This is a genomic window from Amycolatopsis circi (genome assembly GCF_003385235.1).
GTDB classification, from domain to species: domain Bacteria; phylum Actinomycetota; class Actinomycetes; order Mycobacteriales; family Pseudonocardiaceae; genus Amycolatopsis; species Amycolatopsis circi.
This window is the reverse complement of the sequence record NZ_PQIA01000019.1, coordinates 34,982-54,287: the sequence shown is the minus strand read 5'-3', so window position 1 is coordinate 54,287 and position 19,306 is coordinate 34,982. Positions and strand designations below refer to the sequence as shown.

At 68.6% G+C, this 19,306-nt stretch carries 17 protein-coding genes and 1 pseudogene; 11 read left to right on the top strand and 7 right to left on the bottom strand.

Annotated features, from left to right (window positions below; genetic code table 11):
• Positions 1 to 3 precede the first annotated feature (3 nt).
• Both D0D37_RS10290 and D0D37_RS10285 read left to right on the top strand, forming a co-directional pair.
• Complete coding sequence (locus tag D0D37_RS10290) at positions 4 to 1,335, top strand: MFS transporter (protein WP_167493516.1); 1,332 nt, start codon at positions 4 to 6, stop codon at positions 1,333 to 1,335.
• Positions 1,332 to 2,771: an FGGY-family carbohydrate kinase gene (locus D0D37_RS10285; protein WP_116200275.1), complete on the top strand. Its 1,440-nt coding sequence runs from the start codon at positions 1,332 to 1,334 to the stop codon at positions 2,769 to 2,771. Before D0D37_RS10290 ends, D0D37_RS10285 begins: the two co-directional genes overlap by 4 nt.
• A 155-nt stretch (positions 2,772 to 2,926) precedes the next feature.
• On the opposite strand, the gene D0D37_RS10280 is transcribed toward D0D37_RS10285, so the two are convergent.
• A complete protein-coding gene (locus tag D0D37_RS10280; RefSeq protein WP_116200274.1) occupies positions 2,927 to 3,397 on the bottom strand; it encodes a hypothetical protein in 471 nt (156 codons plus the stop codon).
• A gap of 566 nt (positions 3,398 to 3,963) precedes the next feature.
• Positions 3,964 to 5,571, bottom strand: a complete 1,608-nt coding sequence (locus D0D37_RS48460) for a coiled-coil domain-containing protein (protein ID WP_116200273.1) — start codon at positions 5,569 to 5,571, stop codon at positions 3,964 to 3,966.
• A 130-nt stretch (positions 5,572 to 5,701) separates the two neighbouring features.
• On the opposite strand from D0D37_RS48460, the pseudogene D0D37_RS10270 reads away from it, so the two are divergent.
• The 4 genes and pseudogenes from D0D37_RS10270 to D0D37_RS10255 all read left to right on the top strand — a co-directional run bounded on the left by D0D37_RS10270 (position 5,702) and on the right by D0D37_RS10255 (position 10,828).
• Positions 5,702 to 6,930: pseudogene (locus tag D0D37_RS10270) on the top strand (DUF445 family protein).
• 82 nt (positions 6,931 to 7,012) lie between these two features.
• The gene (locus D0D37_RS10265; protein ID WP_116200401.1) at positions 7,013 to 8,188 is read left to right on the top strand and encodes a DUF445 domain-containing protein; all 1,176 of its coding nucleotides are present in this window, start codon (positions 7,013 to 7,015) and stop codon (positions 8,186 to 8,188) included.
• Positions 8,189 to 8,234: 46 nt separating this feature from the next.
• Positions 8,235 to 9,458 carry a DUF445 domain-containing protein gene (locus D0D37_RS10260; RefSeq protein WP_116200272.1) on the top strand — a complete coding sequence of 408 codons (1,224 nt, stop codon included), beginning with the start codon at positions 8,235 to 8,237 and terminating at the stop codon, positions 9,456 to 9,458.
• Positions 9,459 to 9,511: 53 nt separating this feature from the next.
• Positions 9,512 to 10,828 carry an alginate O-acetyltransferase AlgX-related protein gene (locus tag D0D37_RS10255; protein ID WP_116200271.1) on the top strand — a complete coding sequence of 439 codons (1,317 nt, stop codon included), beginning with the start codon at positions 9,512 to 9,514 and terminating at the stop codon, positions 10,826 to 10,828.
• Here the strand turns inward: D0D37_RS10255 and D0D37_RS10250 are convergent.
• Positions 10,782 to 11,192 carry a winged helix-turn-helix transcriptional regulator gene (locus tag D0D37_RS10250; protein WP_116200270.1) on the bottom strand — a complete coding sequence of 137 codons (411 nt, stop codon included), beginning with the start codon at positions 11,190 to 11,192 and terminating at the stop codon, positions 10,782 to 10,784. The two genes, D0D37_RS10255 and D0D37_RS10250, sit on opposite strands and share 47 nt — an antisense overlap.
• Positions 11,193 to 11,250: 58 nt before the next feature.
• Here D0D37_RS10250 and D0D37_RS10245 point away from each other — a divergent pair, with 58 nt between their 5' ends.
• On the top strand, positions 11,251 to 11,946 hold the full coding sequence (locus tag D0D37_RS10245; RefSeq protein WP_116200269.1) for an NAD(P)-dependent oxidoreductase: 696 nt from the start codon (positions 11,251 to 11,253) through the stop codon (positions 11,944 to 11,946).
• On the opposite strand, the gene D0D37_RS10240 is transcribed toward D0D37_RS10245, so the two are convergent.
• Genes D0D37_RS10240 through D0D37_RS10230 form a run of 3 tightly spaced genes read right to left on the bottom strand, consistent with a single transcriptional unit; the run spans position 11,943 to position 14,578 of the window.
• The gene (locus D0D37_RS10240) at positions 11,943 to 12,827 is read right to left on the bottom strand and encodes a metal ABC transporter permease (RefSeq protein WP_116200268.1); all 885 of its coding nucleotides are present in this window, start codon (positions 12,825 to 12,827) and stop codon (positions 11,943 to 11,945) included. The genes D0D37_RS10245 and D0D37_RS10240 overlap by 4 nt on opposite strands.
• Positions 12,828 to 12,830: 3 nt before the next feature.
• On the bottom strand, positions 12,831 to 13,667 hold the full coding sequence (locus tag D0D37_RS10235) for a metal ABC transporter ATP-binding protein (RefSeq protein WP_116200267.1): 837 nt from the start codon (positions 13,665 to 13,667) through the stop codon (positions 12,831 to 12,833).
• Positions 13,667 to 14,578, bottom strand: a complete 912-nt coding sequence (locus tag D0D37_RS10230; RefSeq protein WP_116200266.1) for a metal ABC transporter solute-binding protein, Zn/Mn family — start codon at positions 14,576 to 14,578, stop codon at positions 13,667 to 13,669. The genes D0D37_RS10235 and D0D37_RS10230 overlap by 1 nt, the downstream gene beginning before the upstream one ends.
• Positions 14,579 to 14,756: 178 nt before the next feature.
• Here D0D37_RS10230 and D0D37_RS10225 point away from each other — a divergent pair, with 178 nt between their 5' ends.
• The 4 genes from D0D37_RS10225 to D0D37_RS10210 all read left to right on the top strand — a co-directional run bounded on the left by D0D37_RS10225 (position 14,757) and on the right by D0D37_RS10210 (position 18,456).
• Complete coding sequence (locus tag D0D37_RS10225) at positions 14,757 to 15,857, top strand: LacI family DNA-binding transcriptional regulator (protein WP_116200400.1); 1,101 nt, start codon at positions 14,757 to 14,759, stop codon at positions 15,855 to 15,857.
• A gap of 160 nt (positions 15,858 to 16,017) precedes the next feature.
• Complete coding sequence (locus D0D37_RS10220; RefSeq protein WP_116200265.1) at positions 16,018 to 16,509, top strand: beta-class carbonic anhydrase; 492 nt, start codon at positions 16,018 to 16,020, stop codon at positions 16,507 to 16,509.
• Positions 16,510 to 16,532: 23 nt separating this feature from the next.
• Positions 16,533 to 17,408 (top strand): HhH-GPD family protein, encoded by an 876-nt coding sequence (locus D0D37_RS10215; protein WP_116200264.1) that lies wholly within the window; start codon positions 16,533 to 16,535, stop codon positions 17,406 to 17,408.
• Positions 17,409 to 17,499: 91 nt separating this feature from the next.
• On the top strand, positions 17,500 to 18,456 hold the full coding sequence (locus tag D0D37_RS10210; protein ID WP_116200263.1) for a peptidoglycan recognition protein family protein: 957 nt from the start codon (positions 17,500 to 17,502) through the stop codon (positions 18,454 to 18,456).
• An 83-nt stretch (positions 18,457 to 18,539) separates the two neighbouring features.
• On the opposite strand, the gene D0D37_RS10205 is transcribed toward D0D37_RS10210, so the two are convergent.
• Positions 18,540 to 19,289 (bottom strand): alpha/beta fold hydrolase, encoded by a 750-nt coding sequence (locus tag D0D37_RS10205; RefSeq protein WP_208719890.1) that lies wholly within the window; start codon positions 19,287 to 19,289, stop codon positions 18,540 to 18,542.
• Between the last annotated feature and the right edge of the window lie 17 nt (positions 19,290 to 19,306).

The following is a 19,306-nucleotide window of genomic DNA, read 5'->3' as shown; positions in this document are numbered from 1 at the left end:
TGTATGAACGAGTCGGCAACAGCGGAGTTGCCCAAGTCGGGCTTCGGGCGCTTGCTCACGAAATGGGGGCTGCCCGCGCCCCTGTTCCTCGGGTATGTCGGACTGCTCCTGTTCATGATCGGCGACGGAGTGGAGTCCGGTTTCATCGCGCCGTACATGGCGGGCAACGGCGCGGGCACGGAAATCAAGGCGTCGTACGTGATCACCGTGTACGGCGTCGCCGTGATGCTGGCGTCGTGGCTGTCGGGCGCGCTGTCCGAACTGTGGGGGCCGCGCCGGGTGATGATCATCGGCCTGGTCATCTGGCTGGTGTTCGACGCGCTGTTCCTGACGCTCGGCCTCGCCGGCGGGAACTACGCGGCGATGCTGATCTGCTACGGCATCCGCGGATTCGGCTATCCGATGTTCGCGTTCGGATTCCTGGTGTGGATCACCGCGGTGGCTCCGGTCGCCCGGCTCGGCGCGGCGGTCGGCTGGTTCTACTTCGCCTTCACCGGCGGCCTCCCCACGCTCGGCGCGCTCGTCGCGAGCTTCACCAACCCGATGTTCGGCCACTACGGCACGTTGTGGGTGGCGGTCGTGCTGCTCGGCATCGGCGGGCTCGTCGCGGTGTTCGGCGTCCGGCAGCGCACGGGATACCGCAGGCTCGCGCCGCCGGATGTGAAACCGGTGCAGAGCCTGGTTTCCAGCGTGTCGATCGCGTGGAAGAAGCCGCAGGTCGGCGTCGGCATGATCGTGCGGGTCATCAACACCGCGCCCGAATTCGGCATGCTGGTGTTCTTCCCGACGATCTTCATCTCCCAGATCGGGTTCGGGGAGAGCCGCTGGCTTCTGCTCGTGTCGGTGATCTACGGGACGAACATCTTCTTCAACCTGATCTTCGGCGTGCTGAGCGACCGGATCGGCTGGCGCACCACGATTTTCTGGTTCGGCGCGATCGGCTGCGCGATCTCGATCCTGCTGCTGTACTTCGTGCCGGTCGCGATGGGCTCGCAGTACTACTGGCTCGCGTTGATCGTCGGTGCGCTCTACGGCGCGACGCTCGCCGGGTTCGTGCCGATCTCCGCGCTGCTGCCGTCGCTGGCCCCGGAGCACAAGGGCGGTGCGATGGCTCTGCTGAACCTCGGTGCGGGTGCGGCGGCGTTCGTCGGACCGGCGATCGTGTCGCTGTTCCTCGGGCCGGCCGGTGCCGCCGGAGTGGTCATCATCTTCGCCGCGCTGTACCTGGTGGCCGCGGTGCTGGTGCGATTCCTGAAGCTGCCTGAGGAAACCGAGAAGGCACTCGCGAAAGACGGCAGCCTGCAGGATGTCGAAGAGAGGGTCAACACGGCGTGAACGAGCAGGTCTCGGTCGGCATCGACGTCGCCACCGCGGGGGTTCGCGCCTTCGCGGTGCGCGGCGGCTCGGTCCTCGCCACCGCATCGGCGGCGCTGCCGGCGCCGGTGCGCGCGGGCGGTGGCCGCAGCGAACAGGATCCGTCGGCGTGGTGGCCCGCGGTCGGTTCGGTGCTGAGCGAGGTCACTTCCGCGCTGCCCGGACGCGGTGCGGAAGTCTCGGCGGTGGCGATCGCGGCGACGTCCGGGACGATCGTCGGAGTCGACGCCGCGGGTGAACCGGTTACGCCCGCGTTGATGTACGACGACCGGCGCGGCGCGGACTACAACGCGAAAGCCGTGGAACTCGGAGCCGGACGGTGGCGGAAACTCGGTTCGGGCGTCTCGCCGACCGCGGCGCTCGGCCGAATCGCCTGGCTGGCCGAGCACACCGAGGCGGTCGCTGTCCGGCACACGCCGGAGATGATCGCAGCGAAATTGACCGGACATCCGGTCGCGGCCGATTGGTCGCACGCGCTCAAAAGCGGCTACGACCCGCTGGCTGACGAATGGGCGTCGGAAGTATTCACCGGGTTGGGCGTGCCAGACGGGATGTTGCCGCCGGTGGTCGCGCCGACGAGCGTGCTCGGCGAGATTTCGGTGCCGACGGCCGGGTTGCCTGCCGGATGTCTCGTGGTGGCAGGCATGACGGACGGGTGCGCGGGACAGTTGGCCGCAGGCGCGGTCGAACCGGGACGGTTCGTGGGGATTCTCGGGACCACGTATGTCTTGAAGGGCGTCACGGAATCGTTGGTGCCGGATCCCACTGGAGTTATGTACAGCCACCGGCATCCGGACGGCTGGTGGTTGCCGGGCGGTGCGTCGAACACCGGCGGCGAGTCCGTTTCGGACAGTCCGCGACTGGCCGAGCTGGATGCCGCCGCTGCGGCCCGTGGCCCAGCCGACGTGGTGGCGTTCCCGTTGCGGCGCAAGGGAGAACGGTTTCCCTTCGCGCACGGCGATGCGGAAGGCTTCGTCCTTGGCACTCCGGCCGACGAGGTCGAGCTGCATCGGGCTCGGCTGGAAGGAGTTGCCTTCCTAGAGCGACTCGCCTTGGACCACCTGCGGCGACTGGGGGTTCCGGTCCGCGAACCGCTCCTCGCGGCGGGCGGCGGAAGCAAGAGTCCTTTGTGGACTCGGATTCGGGCTACGGTGAGCGGGCTTGGGCTGCAGGTGGCACCGCAGGCAGAGACGGGCTACGGCGCGGCGCTTCTTGCGGCGGCAGGGTGCACACCGGGTGGACTGAGTGCGGTGTGCAAGGGAATGCCAGTGGGGTCGCTCGTCGAGCCGGAGCCTCGTGAGGCAGCGGCTATGTTGACTTCGTACCAACGGTTTTGCCGGGAGTTGCGGGACCGCGGCTGGATTGACGACGAGTTGTTCGCGGTGGCGGCGGGGTGATGCGGCTGGGAGTCGTACTGGTGCGAGGCTAAGCGTCGTTGCTTGGCCGGATGGGCGGCGGAAGCGTGCGCCGGAGTGATCGAAACCGGAGGACGGTCGCGATCTGGTGACTGGCCTTACGCATGCGCTGGGCTGACCGCTTTCCGCTGCCGTGGTCAGCGGCGCGGCGGTCGCACCGTCGCGGAGACGACTGCGGCGATCGCGGTAAGGAACGCGAAGATCGTGGCCAGACCGATCGGCACGCCGTTGCTCTTGTGGAAACCGAGCACGAAGTCGAGGTGAGCGCCGAAACTCGTGCCCGCCGGCATCGGCACGGCCACAATCACCACCACGTACAGCAGGCACAGGCCGAACAGGGTCCATGCTGCCCAGATGTGCCGTGCGAGCAGGAAGCCAGCCGGCACGACCACGGCGAACGCGGAGATCAGGCCGCACACGACGTTCGTCCAGACCATGCCCGACCATTCGCCGAACGGGCCGCCGATCAGCACGTTCGCGAAGACGAACCACACCAGCGCGATCGCCATGCAGCCAGCGAGGGCGGCCGCGACCGCACCTGCCGGAAGGTTGGCCCGGCGGCGGACCACCGCAGGGGTCGGCGAAGGGAAACCGGGTGGTACGGACATCCGGAACTCCTGACGATCGCGGGTAGAGGCGAGCCTCTCATCTTCCTTGGCGCGGTCCACCCTGCTGTCCTGTTCCGGCCAAGGAATTCACGGCGAGTCCCGCACGCTCGCGGAGACCGGCGTGATCTTGCTTCCGCCGCCGACGCCAATCCGGCGCACGGCGCGGTCATTTCTGGGGACGTCGCGGGCCGCGCAGCGCCAGGCGGTCAGGTCAGGAACGGCCCGCGCGAGGGCGGCCGGGGCGGCGGCCATTGCCGTTGCCAGTACGAGAGGCCGACGGATCCGCGGACGCGGCGGGTTGCTGCGGATCCGCGTCCGAAGTCGCGGAAAGCGGCTGGGGCGACTGGTGACGGCGCAGTCCACACCTCAGCTGCGCAGCACCAGGCGAGCAGACCAGGAGCGCCCCGCGAGGCGACGGCCGGGGCGGCGGCCATTGCCGTTGCCAGCGCGAGAGGCCGACGCATTCGCGGGCTTGCCGGTTCGCTGCGCGTCCGGAGCTGCGGAGGCGGCTGGACGCCCGGTGACGGCGCAGTCCACACTTCGGCCGCGCCAAGCGAGCGAGCTGGTCAGGAGCGGCCCGCGCGAGGACGGCCGGGGCGGCGGCCATTGCCGTTGCCAGTCCGAGAGGCCGACGGATCCGCGGGCGCGGCAGTTTGCTGCGGGTCCGCGTCCGAAGTCACGGAGTCGGTTGGGCGCGGAGTCGGCTGAGGCAGGGCAGGTGCGGACGAGTCAGCGGGCGATGGTGCGTCAGCTGAAGCCTGCGAAGGGGCCGAAGCGGCTGCGTCCTCTTCCTGCGTACCGAGAAAGCGCAATGCCTCCTGGACGGCCTCGTTGGTGGCAGCGATCCGGTCGGCGACCTTGGTGCGCAGGTCCAGGGCCAGGGTGCGCGATTCGGTGGCTTCGGTTTGCTTTCGAAGGGCGTCGGCGAGGGCGGTTTCGGCCTGTGCCTTCTTGACCGCGATCTCTTCCGACGCTCGGCGATCGGCTTCGGCTCGGAGTTTGGCGGCCTCGGCTTCGGCGGCGGCGTCGGTTTCGGCGCGGGCTCGGGTCGATTCTTCGTCGGCGGCGAGGCGGGCGGCTTCGGCTGCGGCGTCTGCCTCGGCGCGGGCTTGGGCGGCTGCTTCGTCGGCTTCGGTGCGGACGCGGAGGGCTTCGGCGTCCTTCTCGTCGCGGATTCGGCGGGCTTCGGCGTCCGCGGCTAGGCGCGCGTGCTGGGATTCGGCGTCGGCCTTGGCACGGGCTTCGGCTGCGGCTTCGTCGGCCTGAGTGCGGGCCGCCAACGCAGCCTGGTCTGCTTCGGCGCGGGCGGCGGCGGAAGCCTGGTCTGCTTCGGCGCGAGCCCGAGCGGCTGCTTCGTCGGCTTCGGTGCGGGCGCGGTCGGCAGCCTCGGTGCGGGACGCGATTTCGGCGTCAGCTGCGGCAGTGCGCGAGGTGATGTCCTCATTGGCCGCCGCAGTGCGAGTGGCGATATCCGAATCTGCTGCGGCCGTGCGGGCGGCGATGTCCGCGTCGGCAGCAGCGGTGCGGGTGGCGATGTCTTCGTTGCCCGCCTTGAGCCGCGCCTCCAGATCCGCCAGGCGCGTCGCGATCTCCTCGTCCGCGGCAGCAGTTCGAGTAGCGATGTCCTTTTCGGCAGCAGCGATCCGGGACTCCAGGTCCGCCTGTCGCGCGGCTAGGTCCTTCTCTGCCGCCGCGACGCGGGCGTCCAACGCCTCCGACCGCGCGGCCAGGTCGGCGTTGGTCTCCGTCAGCAACCGCTGGCGTTCCGCTTCCGCTTCTTTGGCCGCTTTGTCCGCTGCCCGTTGGGTTTCGTGGGCGTAGCGGTCCGCTTCGCCGCGCGTTGAGGTCGCGTCCGCGTCCGCCGAGCGGCGCAGGTCGGCGATTTCCTCCTCGGCCAGCTGCACCATCATCCGCACGCGCTCGGAGATCGCGCCGGCACCGGCCGGGCTCGAGGTGACTCGGACTAGCGCGGCCTTCGCCTCGGACAGCTCCGTCTGGGCCGTCGTCAAGGCCTTCGTGAGTTCGCCAGCCGTGGCCACCGCCTCGTCCCGGCCGTGGGAGGTCGTCCTCAGTTCGCTGGTCAGCTGGGAGATGCGGGCGTCGACCTGGTTCGGGTCGTATCCCTTCCGGGTAACAGCAAAGGCGGGGTGCTGCGGCTTTTCGGGCGCGACCATCGGGCTACCTTAGTGATCGGGGCACCCGAGGCACGTACCGCCAAACGGCTGTATTACGAAGCGCGAAACCCGACGTCACGCATGGCATCCTGTCCCCTCGACGTACCGCGCGGGCGAACGGGGCAGACGCATGGACCTTTCAGCCGTCGCCGCCGACCTGGCCGCGCACTGGCACGTGTACGCGACCATGCCGTTCATCGCGGCGCTCATCGGCTACCTGACCAAACGCGTCGCCATCGAAATGATGTTCCGGCCGCTCGAGTTCCGCGGCATCCGGCCCTTCCTCGGCTGGCAGGGCGTCATCCCGGCCAACTCGCGGCGGATGGCCACCACCGCGGTCGACCTGCTCACCAAGAATCTCCTCGACCCGCGCGAGGTCTTCGCCCGGCTCGATCCGGAGGAAATGGTGCGCAGCTGGAAGAACCGCTGCTGAAGGCGGTCGACGAGGTCACCCGCGAGGTGTTCGAGACGTATCAGCCGCGGTTGTGGGAAATGCTGCCCGCTCGCGCGCAGCAACTGCTGGTGGACCGCGTCCGCGCGCAGGCGCCCGTGGTCGTTAAGCGGCTGATGCGGGAAGTGTCGGCCAATGTGGACGAAGTTCTCGACGTCAACGACATGCTGATCAACGCGATGGTCCGGGACAAATCGCTCACCTGCCGGCTGATCCGCGAGGTCGCGGCGCCCGAGTTCCGGTTCATCGCGCGCAGCGGGATCGGCTTCGGATTCGTGATCGGGCTCGTCCAGCTCATCGCGTGGGCGCTTACGAAACAACCGGTGATCATGCCGATCTTCGGTTTCGTCACGGGCTTCGTCACAGACTGGCTCGCGCTCAAAATGATCTTCTACCCGCGTCAGCCGCGCCGGTTCTTGTTCTTCAGCTGGCAGGGAATGTTCCAGAAACGCCGCGCGCAGGTCGCCGCGGATTACGGTGCGTTGATCGCGGAAGAAGTCCTCACCGCGGGGAATGTGCTGGAGGCCGTGCTGACCGGGCCGCGTGCGGACAAGCTGTTCGCGCTCGTCACGCGAGAGGTTCAGCGGACCGTCGACGCGCAGGCCGGGCTGGCGAAACCGCTGGTCGCGCTGGCTGTCGGCGGCCGGGAGTACCAGCAGATGAAGCAGGCCGCCGCGGAGAAGGCCATCGCGTATCTGCCGGAAACCGTGAAGCACGTCGAGAGTTACGCGACCGACGCGCTCGACGTCCGCAACACCATCGTCGAGAAGATGCAGCAACTGACGCCGCTGGAGTTCGAGGGCATTCTCCGTCCGGCGTTCAAACAGGACGAATGGAAACTGATCGCGGTCGGCGCCGTGATCGGCGGGCTCGTCGGCGAACTGCAGGTGCTGCTGCTGCTCCACTGAACGCGCGGGTTACCGTTCCGTAGGCAACACGGAGGGGACGCGCGTGCACACTTTCGCCGAGCACTGGCCGGTGTACGTCTCCATGCCGTTCATCGCGGCGCTGATCGGCTACGTCACCAAACGCGTCGCCATCGAGATGATGTTCCAGCCGCTCGAATTCGTCGGCGTGCGGCCGTTCCTCGGCTGGCAGGGCGTGCTGCCCGCGAACGCCGAGCGGATGGCGACGACCGCGACCGAAATGCTCACCACCAACCTCGTCGACCCGCGGGAGATCTTCGCCCGGCTCGATCCGGCGCAGGTCGCGAAGGAGATCGAACAGCCGCTGCTGCGCGTGGTCGAGGACGTCACCCGCGAAGTGATGGAGACCTACCAGCCGCGGCTGTGGGAAATGCTTCCCTCAGGCGCGCAACAGCTGCTGCTGAAACGCGTGCAGGCGGAGGCCCCGCGGGCGATCACGAAGATCATGCGCGAGATTTCCCAGAACATCGAGGACGTGCTCGACCTCAAGCACATGGTCGTCACGAACCTGGTGCGCGACAAGGCTTTGCTCAACCGGCTGATCCGCGACATCTCGCGGCCGGAAATGCGGTTCATCGCGCGGTCGGGCATCTGGTTCGGGTTCATTCTCGGCTGCGTGCAGCTGCTGGTCTGGGCGCTGACGAAGTCGCCGATCGTGCTTCCGCTGTTCGGGCTCGCGATCGGCTGGCTGACCGACTGGCTCGCGCTCAAAATGATCTTCCTGCCGCGCGAGCCGAAACGGTTCTTCGGCTTTTACAGCTGGCAGGGCGTGTTCCAGAAGCGCCGCGACGAGGTGGCCGCCGACTACGGCGACATGATCGCGCGCGAGATCATCACCGTGCCGAATCTGCTGGAGGCCGTGCTGCGCGGGCCGAAGGCGGATCGGCTGTTCTCGCTGATCAGCCGCGAGGTGCAGAAGACGATAGACGCGCAGGCGAGCGTCGTGAAGCCGTTCGTCGCGATCGCGGTGGGCACGAAACGGTTCCAGGAAATGAAGCAGGTCGCCGCCGCGAAGGCGGCCGAGCGGGTGCCGGACACCATCCGGCACGCGGAGAAGTACGCGATCAACGCGCTCGACGTCCGCAACACGATCGTGGACCGGATGCGCCGGCTCAGCCCGCTCGAGTTCGAGCAGCTGCTGCGGCCCGCGTTCCGGCAGGACGAATGGAAACTGATCGCGGTCGGCGCGGTGATCGGCGGGCTCGTCGGCGAACTGCAGGCGTTGCTCCTCCTCGGGTAGGCGGGCACGCGATACGGTTTCCTTCCGGAGCGGGGAGGGAGACCCGGTGGACGCGGTGCTGGACGACTTCGCGCGGCACTGGCCGGTGTACGTCTCGATGCCGTTCGTCGCCGCGTTGATCGGCTACGTCACCAAGCGCGTCGCGATCGAGATGATGTTCCGCCCGCTCGAATTCGTCGGCATCCGGCCGTTCCTCGGCTGGCAGGGCGTCGTGCCGAAGCACGGTGGCCGGATGGCCGCGATCGCGACCGACCTGCTCACCGCGAACCTGCTCGACATCGAAGAGGTCTTCGCCCGCGTCGATCCGGCGATCATCACCCGCGAACTCGAACAGCCGCTGCTGCGCGCGGTCGACGGGATCGCCCGCGACGTGCTCGAACAGCATCATCCGCGGCTGTGGGAGGTCATGCCCACGATCGCGCAGGAACTGCTGATCAAACAGGTGCAGGCCAGCGCGCCGCAGCTGGTGCGGGAATTCCTGGACGAGGTCCGCGACAACCTGGACGAGGTCCTCGACGTCCGGCACATGACGGTCGAACGGCTCACCCGCGACCGCGCGCTGCTGGTCCGGCTGATCCGTGAGACGTCCCGCCCGGAGATGACGTTCATCGCGCGCGCCGGGATCGTCTTCGGCTTCGTGCTCGGTCTCGTCCAAGCCCTGGTGTGGGCGTTGACCAGGCAGCCGCTGGTGCTGCCGATCTTCGGCGGCGCGATCGGGCTGTTCACCGACTGGCTGGCGATCAAGATGATCTTCCTGCCGCGCGAACCGGTGCGGCTGGGCCGGGTGATCCTGCAGGGCAAGTTCCAGCGGCGACGTGCCGAAGTGGCCCGGCAGTACGGCGAACTGGTCGCCAACGAGGTGCTCACCGTCCCGAATCTGCTCGACGCCCTGCTGCGCGGCCCGAAGTCGGACCGGCTGGTGGCGATGGTCGAACGCGCTGTCGGGCACGCGGTGGATGCGCAGGTCAGCGCCGCGAAACCGGTGGTCGCGCTTGCCGTCGGCGCGCAGCGGCTGCAGGAGATGAAGCACGCCGCGGCGCAGCGGGCGCTGGCCGAGATGCCGCTGACCGCGCGCTATGCCGAGGGGTACCTGACCGAGGCGATGGACGTGGCGAAGATGGTGGAGCAGCGAATGCTCGCGCTGACGCCGCTGGAGTTCGAGGGCTTGCTGCGGCCGGCGTTCCGGCAGGACGAGTGGAAGCTGATCGCGGTCGGCGGCGTGATCGGGTTCCTCGTCGGCGAGTTGCAAGTCCTCCTCATGCTCGGCTGACTTTTCGGCGGTTGTTCGCGCCGGGCTCACTCGAACTGACTAACCTCAGCTACGTGTCCGAGCCACCGCAGCTGCCCGCAGTCCACGAGGCCTACCTGCCCCGCGAGCACGCGCTGCATCGCCCGCGGCACGGCAAGCGGCAGCTGACCGCGCTGGTCAGCGCCCTGTTGTTCTTCGTGACGCCGACCCTGCTGTGGGTCGTCGGCGTCCGGCCGAGCGAGATCGAAAACCACAAGCTCGCCGGATTCCCCAACCTCGGCGAGGGGTTCGGGTTCTTCACCAACCTGCCCAAATGGGCGACAGACCAGCTGTCGTTCCGGGCGGGCGCGATCAACGCGGCGAACGGGATCAGCGAGGGCGTCTTCGGCGAGGCCGCGCCGCTCGACCAGGGTTCGGCGTCGAATTCCGGCCCCATCCCGGCACCGCCGCTGCAGCAGCCGAGCGCGCCGAACACCGGGCCGACCGTGCCGAGCGGACCGGGTTCCAGCCAGGCCGGGTACCGCAAGGTGGTTCAGGGCGCGGACGGCTGGCTGTACTACGGCTACGACTCCGAGGCGAAGTGCACGCCGACCCAGGACATCGACACCACGATGAAGCGGGTCGACGAACTGCGCTCGGCGGTCGAGGCGTCCGGCCGGAAGTTCATCTTCGTGGTGACGCCGGACAAGACGACGATGGTGCCGCAGTTCTTGCCCGCGAGTTACCCGGGCAAGGAATGCTCGCAGGCCGCCTCGCCGAACGACTGGTACAAGATCACCACCGAGGGCCACTCGCTTGACCTGCGCCCGCAGCTCGCCGCCGAAGCGGCCAAGGTCGGGCACCCGATCTACGCCCCCAACGACACGCACTGGCGCGACGAAGGCGGCCTCGTCCTGACCCGCGCGCTCGCCGACACGATCAAGCCGGGCACCACGAACAGCTGGCTGAGCGCACCGGACGGCCAGTACGACGCGGTCGCGGACCTGCCGTTGCTGCTCGGCCAAACCGGCGTGAAGAGCAACACCCGGTACGACCTGCGTCCGGACGGCGTCACCGACCGCGCGGGAGAATTCGTCGGAAGCATCGACCAGCCGGTGCACCGCTCGGCCCCGCCGATCGTCGGCACGATCGACCAGCCGACCCTCGTCTACGGCGACTCGTTCAGCCTCGCGTCGTCGCGGTATCTGGAGGCGGCGTTCACGAATCTCACGTATCTGGCGTATTCGACGGACAAGACGCCGCAGTCGCAGGCGGTGGACCAGTTCGTGAACTCGCACGTGGTGGTGCTGCAGGCGGTGGAGCGAAATGTCGCGGGCGGGTTGGTGCCGTTCACTGACGAGGGCTTTATTTCGGCGGTGAAGGCGGCGTTGGCGCAGCATCCGATCCGGTAGTGGACGGGTGGTTTCGGCGGTGCGCAAGGAGATCGGCCAGGTGCTGATCGCTCCACTCGCGCATGGCGTCGATGACGGGCAGGAGGCTGCGGCCCAGGTCGGTCAGCTCGTAGGTGACGTGGGGCGGATTGGCCTGGTGGTCGATGCGGGTGAGGAGACCGTCGCGAGCCATGTCGCGCAGGGTTTCGGTCAGGACTTTGGCGCTGCTGACGCCCAGGGTTTGCCGGAGATGGCCGAAGCGCCGCGGGCCGTCCAGCAACGCGACGACGACCATCCCGGTCCACTTCCCGCCGACGTGGAAGGGGAAGGCGGCCATCGGGCACGCCGGATCCATCCGCGCGCTGAGCTGGGCATCGGCAGACATCGCCGGTGGCCTCCGGTTTCGTTGAAGTAACCAGTTTTCCGAAGATACCTTCGCGCACATGGTGCCTGACGAGAGAAACAGTCCGATCGTGGTTTTCGGCGCTGGCGGGCGTGCCGGGCTCGCCGTAGTCGCCGAAGCACTGCACCGCGGACGCCCAGTGCTCGGAGTGGTTCGCGATCCCGCCCGGCACTCCGAACTATCCGCCCTCGGGCATGCCGTCACGGTCGTCGCGGGAGATCTGACCGATTCGGACAGTGTCGCGGCGGTGCTGGGTGGCGTGTCTGGCGAGGTCGCGGCGTTGGTGAATGCGGTCTCGCCGTTTCCTGGCCCGCCGGAGTCGTTCGAAGGCTTCGACCCCGAGCACTACGTGCGTTTGGTCGCGAACCTGGCTCGGGCCGCGCCGAGGTCTCGGCTGATCGAAATCGGTCTCGCCGCGACCCTTCGTACCGGCAACGGCCGGATGTTCGAGGATCCCGCAGCCTTTCCCGCCTTCTTGCGCCCCTTCGCGGAAGCCCGGTTGAAGGGCCTGGCCGCCTGGCGGGAACAACCCGCCGCGGTGGACTGGCTGGTCATCACACCGCCGCCCGAGTTGTCGCTCGAAGCACCGGCGACCGGCGAGTACCGGCTCGCGGGCGACGTGCTCGACCCCCGAGCAGCGCCGGTTCCGTTGTCCTACGCGGACCTTGCGACAGCCGTCCTCGACCAGATCGAGGCACCGACTTCGTCTCGCCAGCAGGTGTCCGTCTACCGCTAGCCGACCGGAACCGGAGCCGCTTCCACCGGGCTGGTCCGTACCCCGCGCCGACGGTCGCGGACCCACGCGAGCACCCGGCACACCAGGTAGATCAAGAACGAAATCGAAGTCACGAACGCACTCACCGGCAATCCCGGCGCGAGCGACAGCACGATCCCGCCCAGTGCGGAAATCTCCGCGAACACCACGGACAACACCGTCGCGCGCAACGGGCTTGCCGTCACCCGGGCAGCGGCCGCGGCGGGCGTGACCATCAAAGCGACCACCAAGAGCGACCCGACCACCTGCACGCTCAACGCCGTCGCGACGCCGACCAGCAGGGAGAACAGCACCGTCAGCGTCTTGACCGGGACCCCGCGCGCCTCGGCCACCGCGCGGTCGACGCTGGCGAACAGCAACGGCCGGTAGATCAGCGACAGCACGGCCAGGACCGCCGCCGCCGAGATCACCAAGGCGGTCAGGTTCGTGCTGTCCACGGTGATGATCTGGCCGGTCAGGATGCCGAATTTGTTCGCCGACCGTCCTTTGTAGAACGACAGCAGCAGGACGCCCATGCCCAGCCCGAAGGACAGGATCACGCCGATGACCGAATCGCGGTCGGAGTCGCGAATTCCCAGGATTCCCAGCAGCAGCGCGGCAGCTACCGCACCGGCCAGTGCGCCGTATTCCACTCCGACGCCCAGCAACAACGCGCCAGCCGCGCCGGTGAACGCCAGCTCGGACGTGCCGTGCACCGCGAAGGACATGCGGCGCATCACGATCAACGGGCCGAGCACTCCGGCCAGCAAGCCAAGCACCGCGGCGGCGATCAGCGCGATCCGGACGCTGTCCAGTTCCGCGATCAGCTCCCACGTCTTGGCGAAGTCGAACATGCCGTCCAAGGCTCAGCCCACTGCTTCCTGCTCGTGGTGATGCGGTTCGTCCTCGCACAGCGCGCTTTGCGCACCGGCGATGTGGATCTGCCCGCCGACGCGCAGCACCTCGATCTTCGTGCCGTACAGATCCGACAGCGTCTCCGAGGTCATCACCTCGTCCGGCTTGCCGATCCGGAACTGGCCGTTCACCAGGTACAGCACGCGGTCGACGAACTGCAGGACCGGGTTGATCTCGTGCGTCACGAACAGCACCGCGGATCCGGCATCGCGGCGGCGCGCGTCGATCAGTTCGCTGACCGCGCGTTGGTGCGCCAGGTCCAGCGACAGCAGCGGTTCGTCGCACAGCAACACCGCCGGGTCGCCGACCAGCGCCTGCGCCACCCGAAGCCGCTGCTGCTCGCCGCCGGACAGGCGACCGACCGGCTGTTTCGCGTATCGCGTGCCGCCGACCGATTCGATCACCGACGCCACGCGGCGTTTCCGTGCGCGCATTCCGGCCAGGCCCGGGCCCCAGCGGTGGCCGTCCAGGCCGAGGCCGACCAGGTCGACGCCGCGCAGCGTGAGCGAATCGTCGATCGCGCGCTGCTGCGGGATGTAGCCGATTTTGCGGTTCGCGCCGCCCGGACGGCCGCCGGCGATTTCCACCGTGCCCGCCGACAGCGACTGCATGCCCAGCAACGCCTTGAGGAAGCTGCTTTTGCCGGAACCGTTCGGGCCGAGGACGGCCAGGAATTCGCCCGGCTCGACGTCCAGGTCCAAACCGGACCAGAGGGTGCGGTCGCCGAAGGCGAGCCCGGCCCCGCGCACGCGGACCGCGGGGCCGGCATCGGGAAGCTGGACGGACATCAGCTGTTCAGAGCCCCCGACAGCGCGTCCACATCCTTGGTCATCCAGTCAATGTAGCCCGTGACGTTCGCCGGGAGCGTCTCGGATACGTCGACCACCGCGACCCCGGAGGCCTTCGCGTCGGTGACCGCTTGCTTGGTCAGCGGGGTGACTGTCTGCACGTTGTTGACCAGCGCCTTCACCTGCTTCTCCTTGATCAGCTTGGTGAACTCCGAAACCGCCGCGGCAGGCACGTCGGTCTCGTTTTCGATCGCGTCGGAGAACGCCTTCGGGGTGGCATCGGCGATGTTCGCGGTCTTCAGCAGATAGTGCGCGACCGGTTCGGTGACGACGACCTTCGTGTCCGGGTGCGCGGTGCCCAGCGCCCCCGCCTTCTTGATCAGGCCGTCGACCTGGCCTTTGAAGTTCTTGGCGTTGTCCTCGAACGTCTGCTTCGACGCGGGCTGGATCTCGCCGAGCGCGGCCGCGACCTGGTCGGCGACCTTCTCGACGCCCGGCAGGTCGTACCAGACGTGCTCGTTCTCCTCGCCGGGCTTGGCGATGTCGTAGGCGACCAGTTTCTTCGCCGAAGCCGCCTCGCCGGACAGCTTGGTGAAAAACTCGTCGTACCCGCCGCCGTTGGCCAGCGTCAGCTGCGCCTTCTTGGCGGCGAGCGCGTCGTCGGCAGTGGACTCGTAGGAGTGCGGGTCGGCCGACGGGTCGTGAATGATCGACGTGACCTGCACTTTGTCGCCGCCGATGGCGGACGCGACGCTGCCCCAGACATCGGTGGAGGCGACGACCTTCACCTGGTCGCCCGTTCCCCCTCCCGCCCCGGAACCGGTCGAGGACGTGCTGGAGCACGCGCCGAGCGCGAACACAGCCAGAGCCGACGCGGCGGCGAGAACGCTCGTGGTGCGGCGGGAAGTCATCGGGCACTCCTGGGTCGAACTGCTAATGGAAACCGTTGTCAGATTCACTTTACCCCATCCGAAGGGCGAGCCTCACTCCACCGGGTGGCCGCACCCGCTCTTGATCACCGAGAGGATCGAGACGCTCACCACAGGGGTGTCGCTTCTGGAAAACGATCTGAACCGTTACGGTTTGCGGATGGGCCGTCCTATTCGCACCCGGAGGCAGGCGACATTGGCGTCGCTCGCGGCGGAACTCGGGGTGTCCAGGACCACCGTGTCCAACGCCTACAACCGCCCGGATCAGCTCTCCCCAGAACTGCGCCGCAGGGTGCTCGAGACCGCGCGGCGGCTCGGCTACCCCGGCCCGGACCCGGTCGCGCGCTCGCTGCGCACCCGCAAGGCGGGCGCGGTCGGGCTGCTGCTGACCGAGAACCTCTCCTACGCCTTCCGCGACCCGGCCGCCGTCGGCGTGCTCGAAGGACTCGCGCTGGCCTGCGAGGACGCGGGCGTCGGCCTGCATCTCGTGCCGGCCAGCCCCGGTCGCGAGGACCTCGCCGCGGTGCACCGCGCGGGCGTGGACGGTTTCGTCGTCTACTCCGTGCCGGACGACGACCCGCATCTCGCGGCCGTCCTGGAACGGCCCGTGCCGACGGTGATCATCGACCAGCCCCGCATCGAGGGCGTGGACCGCGTCGGCCCGGACGACGCGGCCGCCGTCACGCAGCTCGCCGACCATCTGGTGGCGCTCGGCCACCGGCAGATCGGCGTTCTCTGCATGCGGCTCGGCCGCGAACGCAACGACGACTTCGTGACTTCCGAACGCCAGAGCGGCGCACACTTCCACGTGCAACGCACCCGGCTGGAGGCGCTGGCGACGGCGTTCTCCTCGGCTGGTGTCGACTGGGCAACCGTGCCGGTGGTCGAGCGTTTCGACCACACGGTGGACGACGGCGCCTCCGCCGCGCGCCAGCTGCTGGACGCGTATCCGCAGGTCACCGCCCTGGTCTGCACCTCGGACATTCTCGCGCTCGGCGCGCTGGCCGAGGCCGCGCGTCGCGGGCTGCGAGTGCCGCTCGATCTCACGGTGACCGGTTTCGACGGCATCTCCGAGGCGGAGCGGTCCGGGCTCACGACGGTGCATCAGCCGGTGCTGGAGAAGGGCAAGGTGGCCGGACGGCTGCTGCTCAGCGCGGCCGAGCGGGTCGGGCCCAAGGTCATCACCTTGCCGACCGAGCTGCGGGTCGGGAGGACGTCGGCGCCGCCGCGGACGGTCGAGGAGCCCTGGTTCGGCGGGTGAGTCGTGCGCGGCAATGCCGGTTAGAACCGGCATAAACACTCACGAGCACCCCAGCCTTTGCCGTGATCTCAGGCCCACCGCATTGTGTGCGCGGCCCGGTGCCGGTTCCATGGACGCAACCGCCCGCTCCCGCGGGGAAGCGCAGGCCGAAAGGTGCCCCATGACCTCCATCGACGTGCTGCTCAAGCGCAATCAGGAGATCGGGAACATCGTTCCCGGCGACCGGTCCTCCCCCAAGCCGTCGCTGCAGGTGTCGATCCTGACCTGCATGGACGCCCGGATCCGGGTGTTCGAGATCTTCGGCCTGCTCCAGGGCGAGGCGCACGTGCTGCGCAACGCGGGCGGCGTGGTCACCGACGACATGATCCGCTCGCTCTCGCTCAGCCAGCGCAAGCTCGGCACCCGCGAGGTGCTGATCGTCCAGCACACCGACTGCGGCCTCTCCGCGGTCACCGAGGACGAGTTCAAGGACGAGCTGGAGTCCGCCACCGGGCTGCGGCCGACCTGGGCGGTCGAGGCGTTCCGCAAGGTCGAGGACAGCGTCCGCACCTCGGTCGAGCGCGCCCGGCGCAGCGACTTCCTCCTGCACAACGACAACGTGCGCGGATTCGTCTACGACGTGAAGGCCGGGAGCCTGACCGAGGTCAAGTAAGAGCCGTCGTATTCAATGGCGGGGTGGCAGTTGACACCGATGTTCTGATCGAGTGGTTCGCCGATGTCGGCCGGGACCTGCCGTGGCGGGAACCGGACTGCTCGGCGTGGGGCGTGCTGGTCAGCGAAATCATGCTGCAGCAGACGCCGGTCTCGCGCGTCCAGCCGATCTGGCTGGAGTGGATGGCCCGCTGGCCGGTGCCCTCGGCGCTGGCCGCGGAGACCACCGGCGAGGTCGTGCGCGCGTGGGGCAAGCTCGGCTATCCGCGCCGCGCGCTTCGGCTGCATGCCGCCGCCACCGTTATCGCGCAGGAGCACGGCGACGTCGTTCCGTCCGATGTGGACACTCTGCTCGCGTTGCCGGGTATCGGCGCGTACACGGCGCGCGCGGTGGCGGCGTTCGCGTACGGCAAGCGTGCGCCGGTCGTGGATACGAACGTCCGACGGGTAGTCGCGCGTGCCGTTCATGGCGCGGGCGACGCGGGCCCGGCGTCGAATACCCGCGACATGGCGGACGTCGAAGCGTTGCTTCCCGCCGAGGACGCGCCCGCGGCGAAGCTGTCCGCGGCGTTGATGGAGCTGGGCGCGCTGATCTGCACCGCCCGGTCGCCGAAGTGCGCGGACTGCCCGATTTACGCCGAATGCGCCTGGCAGCACAACGGCCGTCCCGAATACGCCGGTCCGGCCAAGCCGGTGCAGAAGTTCGCCGGCACCGACCGGCAGGTGCGCGGGCTGCTGCTGGACGTCCTGCGCGGCAGCGAGGGGCCGGTCGAGAAGGCCCGGCTGGACCTCGTGTGGCACGAATCCGGCCAGCGCGACCGGTGCCTGGACTCGCTGCTCGTGGACGGTCTGCTGGAGCAAACCCGCGACGGGCTCTTCGCGCTTCCCGGGGAACACTGACGCACTACGACGAAAGTCGGCAAAAAGTTGTCCCCTCCGGGGCGCCGGGTTAGCTTTCCTCCCGTCGCACTTGCAGGCTGAGGAGTTCCGCATGGGGGAAGCAACGCGTCGTGCCGTCTTGAAGGGCGGCCTCACCGTCACCGCCGTGGGCGCTTTGGGGTTCGCCACGGCGAGATCCGCGGCCGCCGTCAGCACGCCGGTCATCCATTCGACGGCCGAGTGGAACGCCCGGCCCGCGTCGGGTGCGATCGTGGTGGAGAACCACAAGCCGACGTACATCGTGGTGCACCACACCGTCGATCCCGGCAACAACACCGACTACTCGCTGGCGCACGCGTTGCAGATCTCGCGGGACATCCAGAACTTCCACATGGACACCCGCGGCTGGATCGACACCGGCCAGCAGTTCACGAACAGCCGCGGCGGCTTCGTCACCGAGGGGCGGCACCGCAGCCTCGAAATCCTGCGCGGCGGGAAGCAGCACGTGCAGGGCGCGAACGTGGCCAACCACAACAGCGAATGCCTCGGCATCGAGAACGAGGGCCTCTACAGCACGGTCGACGTGCCGGTCGCGCTGTGGGATTCGCTCGTGCAGCTGATCGCCTACATCGCGCACCAGTACGGCATCACGCCCGAGTTCATCAAGGGCCACCGCGATTTCAACTCGACCGAGTGTTGCGGCCAGGTGCTCTACAACCGGCTCCCGGAGCTGCGGACGGCGGTCGGCCAGCAGCTCGGGCTGTCTGTCGCGCGGCTCGACGCGCCGGAGTGGCCGCTGCTCAAACCGGGTGACACTGGGCCGCAGGTGAGGACCGCGCAACAGTTCCTGCGCGCTGCCGGGTTCGGCGTGCCCACCGACGGCGTGTTCGGCGAGGCCACCGCTGATGCGGTGTCCTCGCTGGCTGTCGCGCACGGGCTTTCCCGCGACAGCTGCACCGCTGCCCGAGCCAGCGACGAATCCGCCTACCTCGGCTCGGACGTCTGGCCGTTGATCGTGCCGGGCGGACGGTCAGTGGCGGCTTGGCGAAGCGAGCTGAGCAGGGAGTGAAGGGCGGGCGCGTGCGTGAGCGAGGGCTGCGCACGGGTCGGGTTCTCGTGAGTGTTTATGCCGGTTAGAACCGGCATAAACACTCACGAGGACAGGAACGCCTCCACCGCGCCGCGATACGTCTCCGGCACCTCGGCGTGCGGCAGGTGCGCCGCCCCCGCCACGACCAGGTGCTTGGCGCCGGGCACCCGCGCCGCGACCTCGGCTTGCTGACCAGCGGGCATCGCGGTGTACTCGCCCTCGACCAGCAGCAGCGGACAGCGGATACCGTCCACAATGGACCAGTAGTCCCGGCGGCCCCATTCGGCGGCGATCTCGTACAGATTCTCCAGGTCGGCGATCAGGTGATAGCCGTCTTCGCGTTCCTCGACGCATTCGGTGAAGTAGTCGCCCGCGGTGCCGAAGAACTCGCGTACGTGCGCCAGCGACTCGAACGGCACCGGCCAGCTCTCGAAGTAGCCACGCCAGGTTTCGACAGTGCGTCCGCGCTGGTCCGGGGCGAAATCCTCGCTGACCACCGCGCGCACCAGCTCCGGATACTTCGCCGCGGTGGCCCACGCGTGCAGCCCGCCCATCGAATGCCCGATCAGCACGGACGGACCGAGGTCGGCCAGCACGTCCGCGACGTCCTCCGCGAACTGTTCGGTGGTCCACGGCCCAGTGTGCGGCGCACGCCCGTGACCACGGGCGTCGAGGGCGTACACGCGGCCGTATCGCTTGAGCCATTGCGCGACCGGCCACCAGGTGCGGGCGCGGCCCATCAGCCCGTGCAGCAGCAGGATCGACACGCCGGGGCGTTCGTCGCCGCCGAAGTCGATCAGGCCTGGTCGCATTAGTCCTCCTGGGTTTT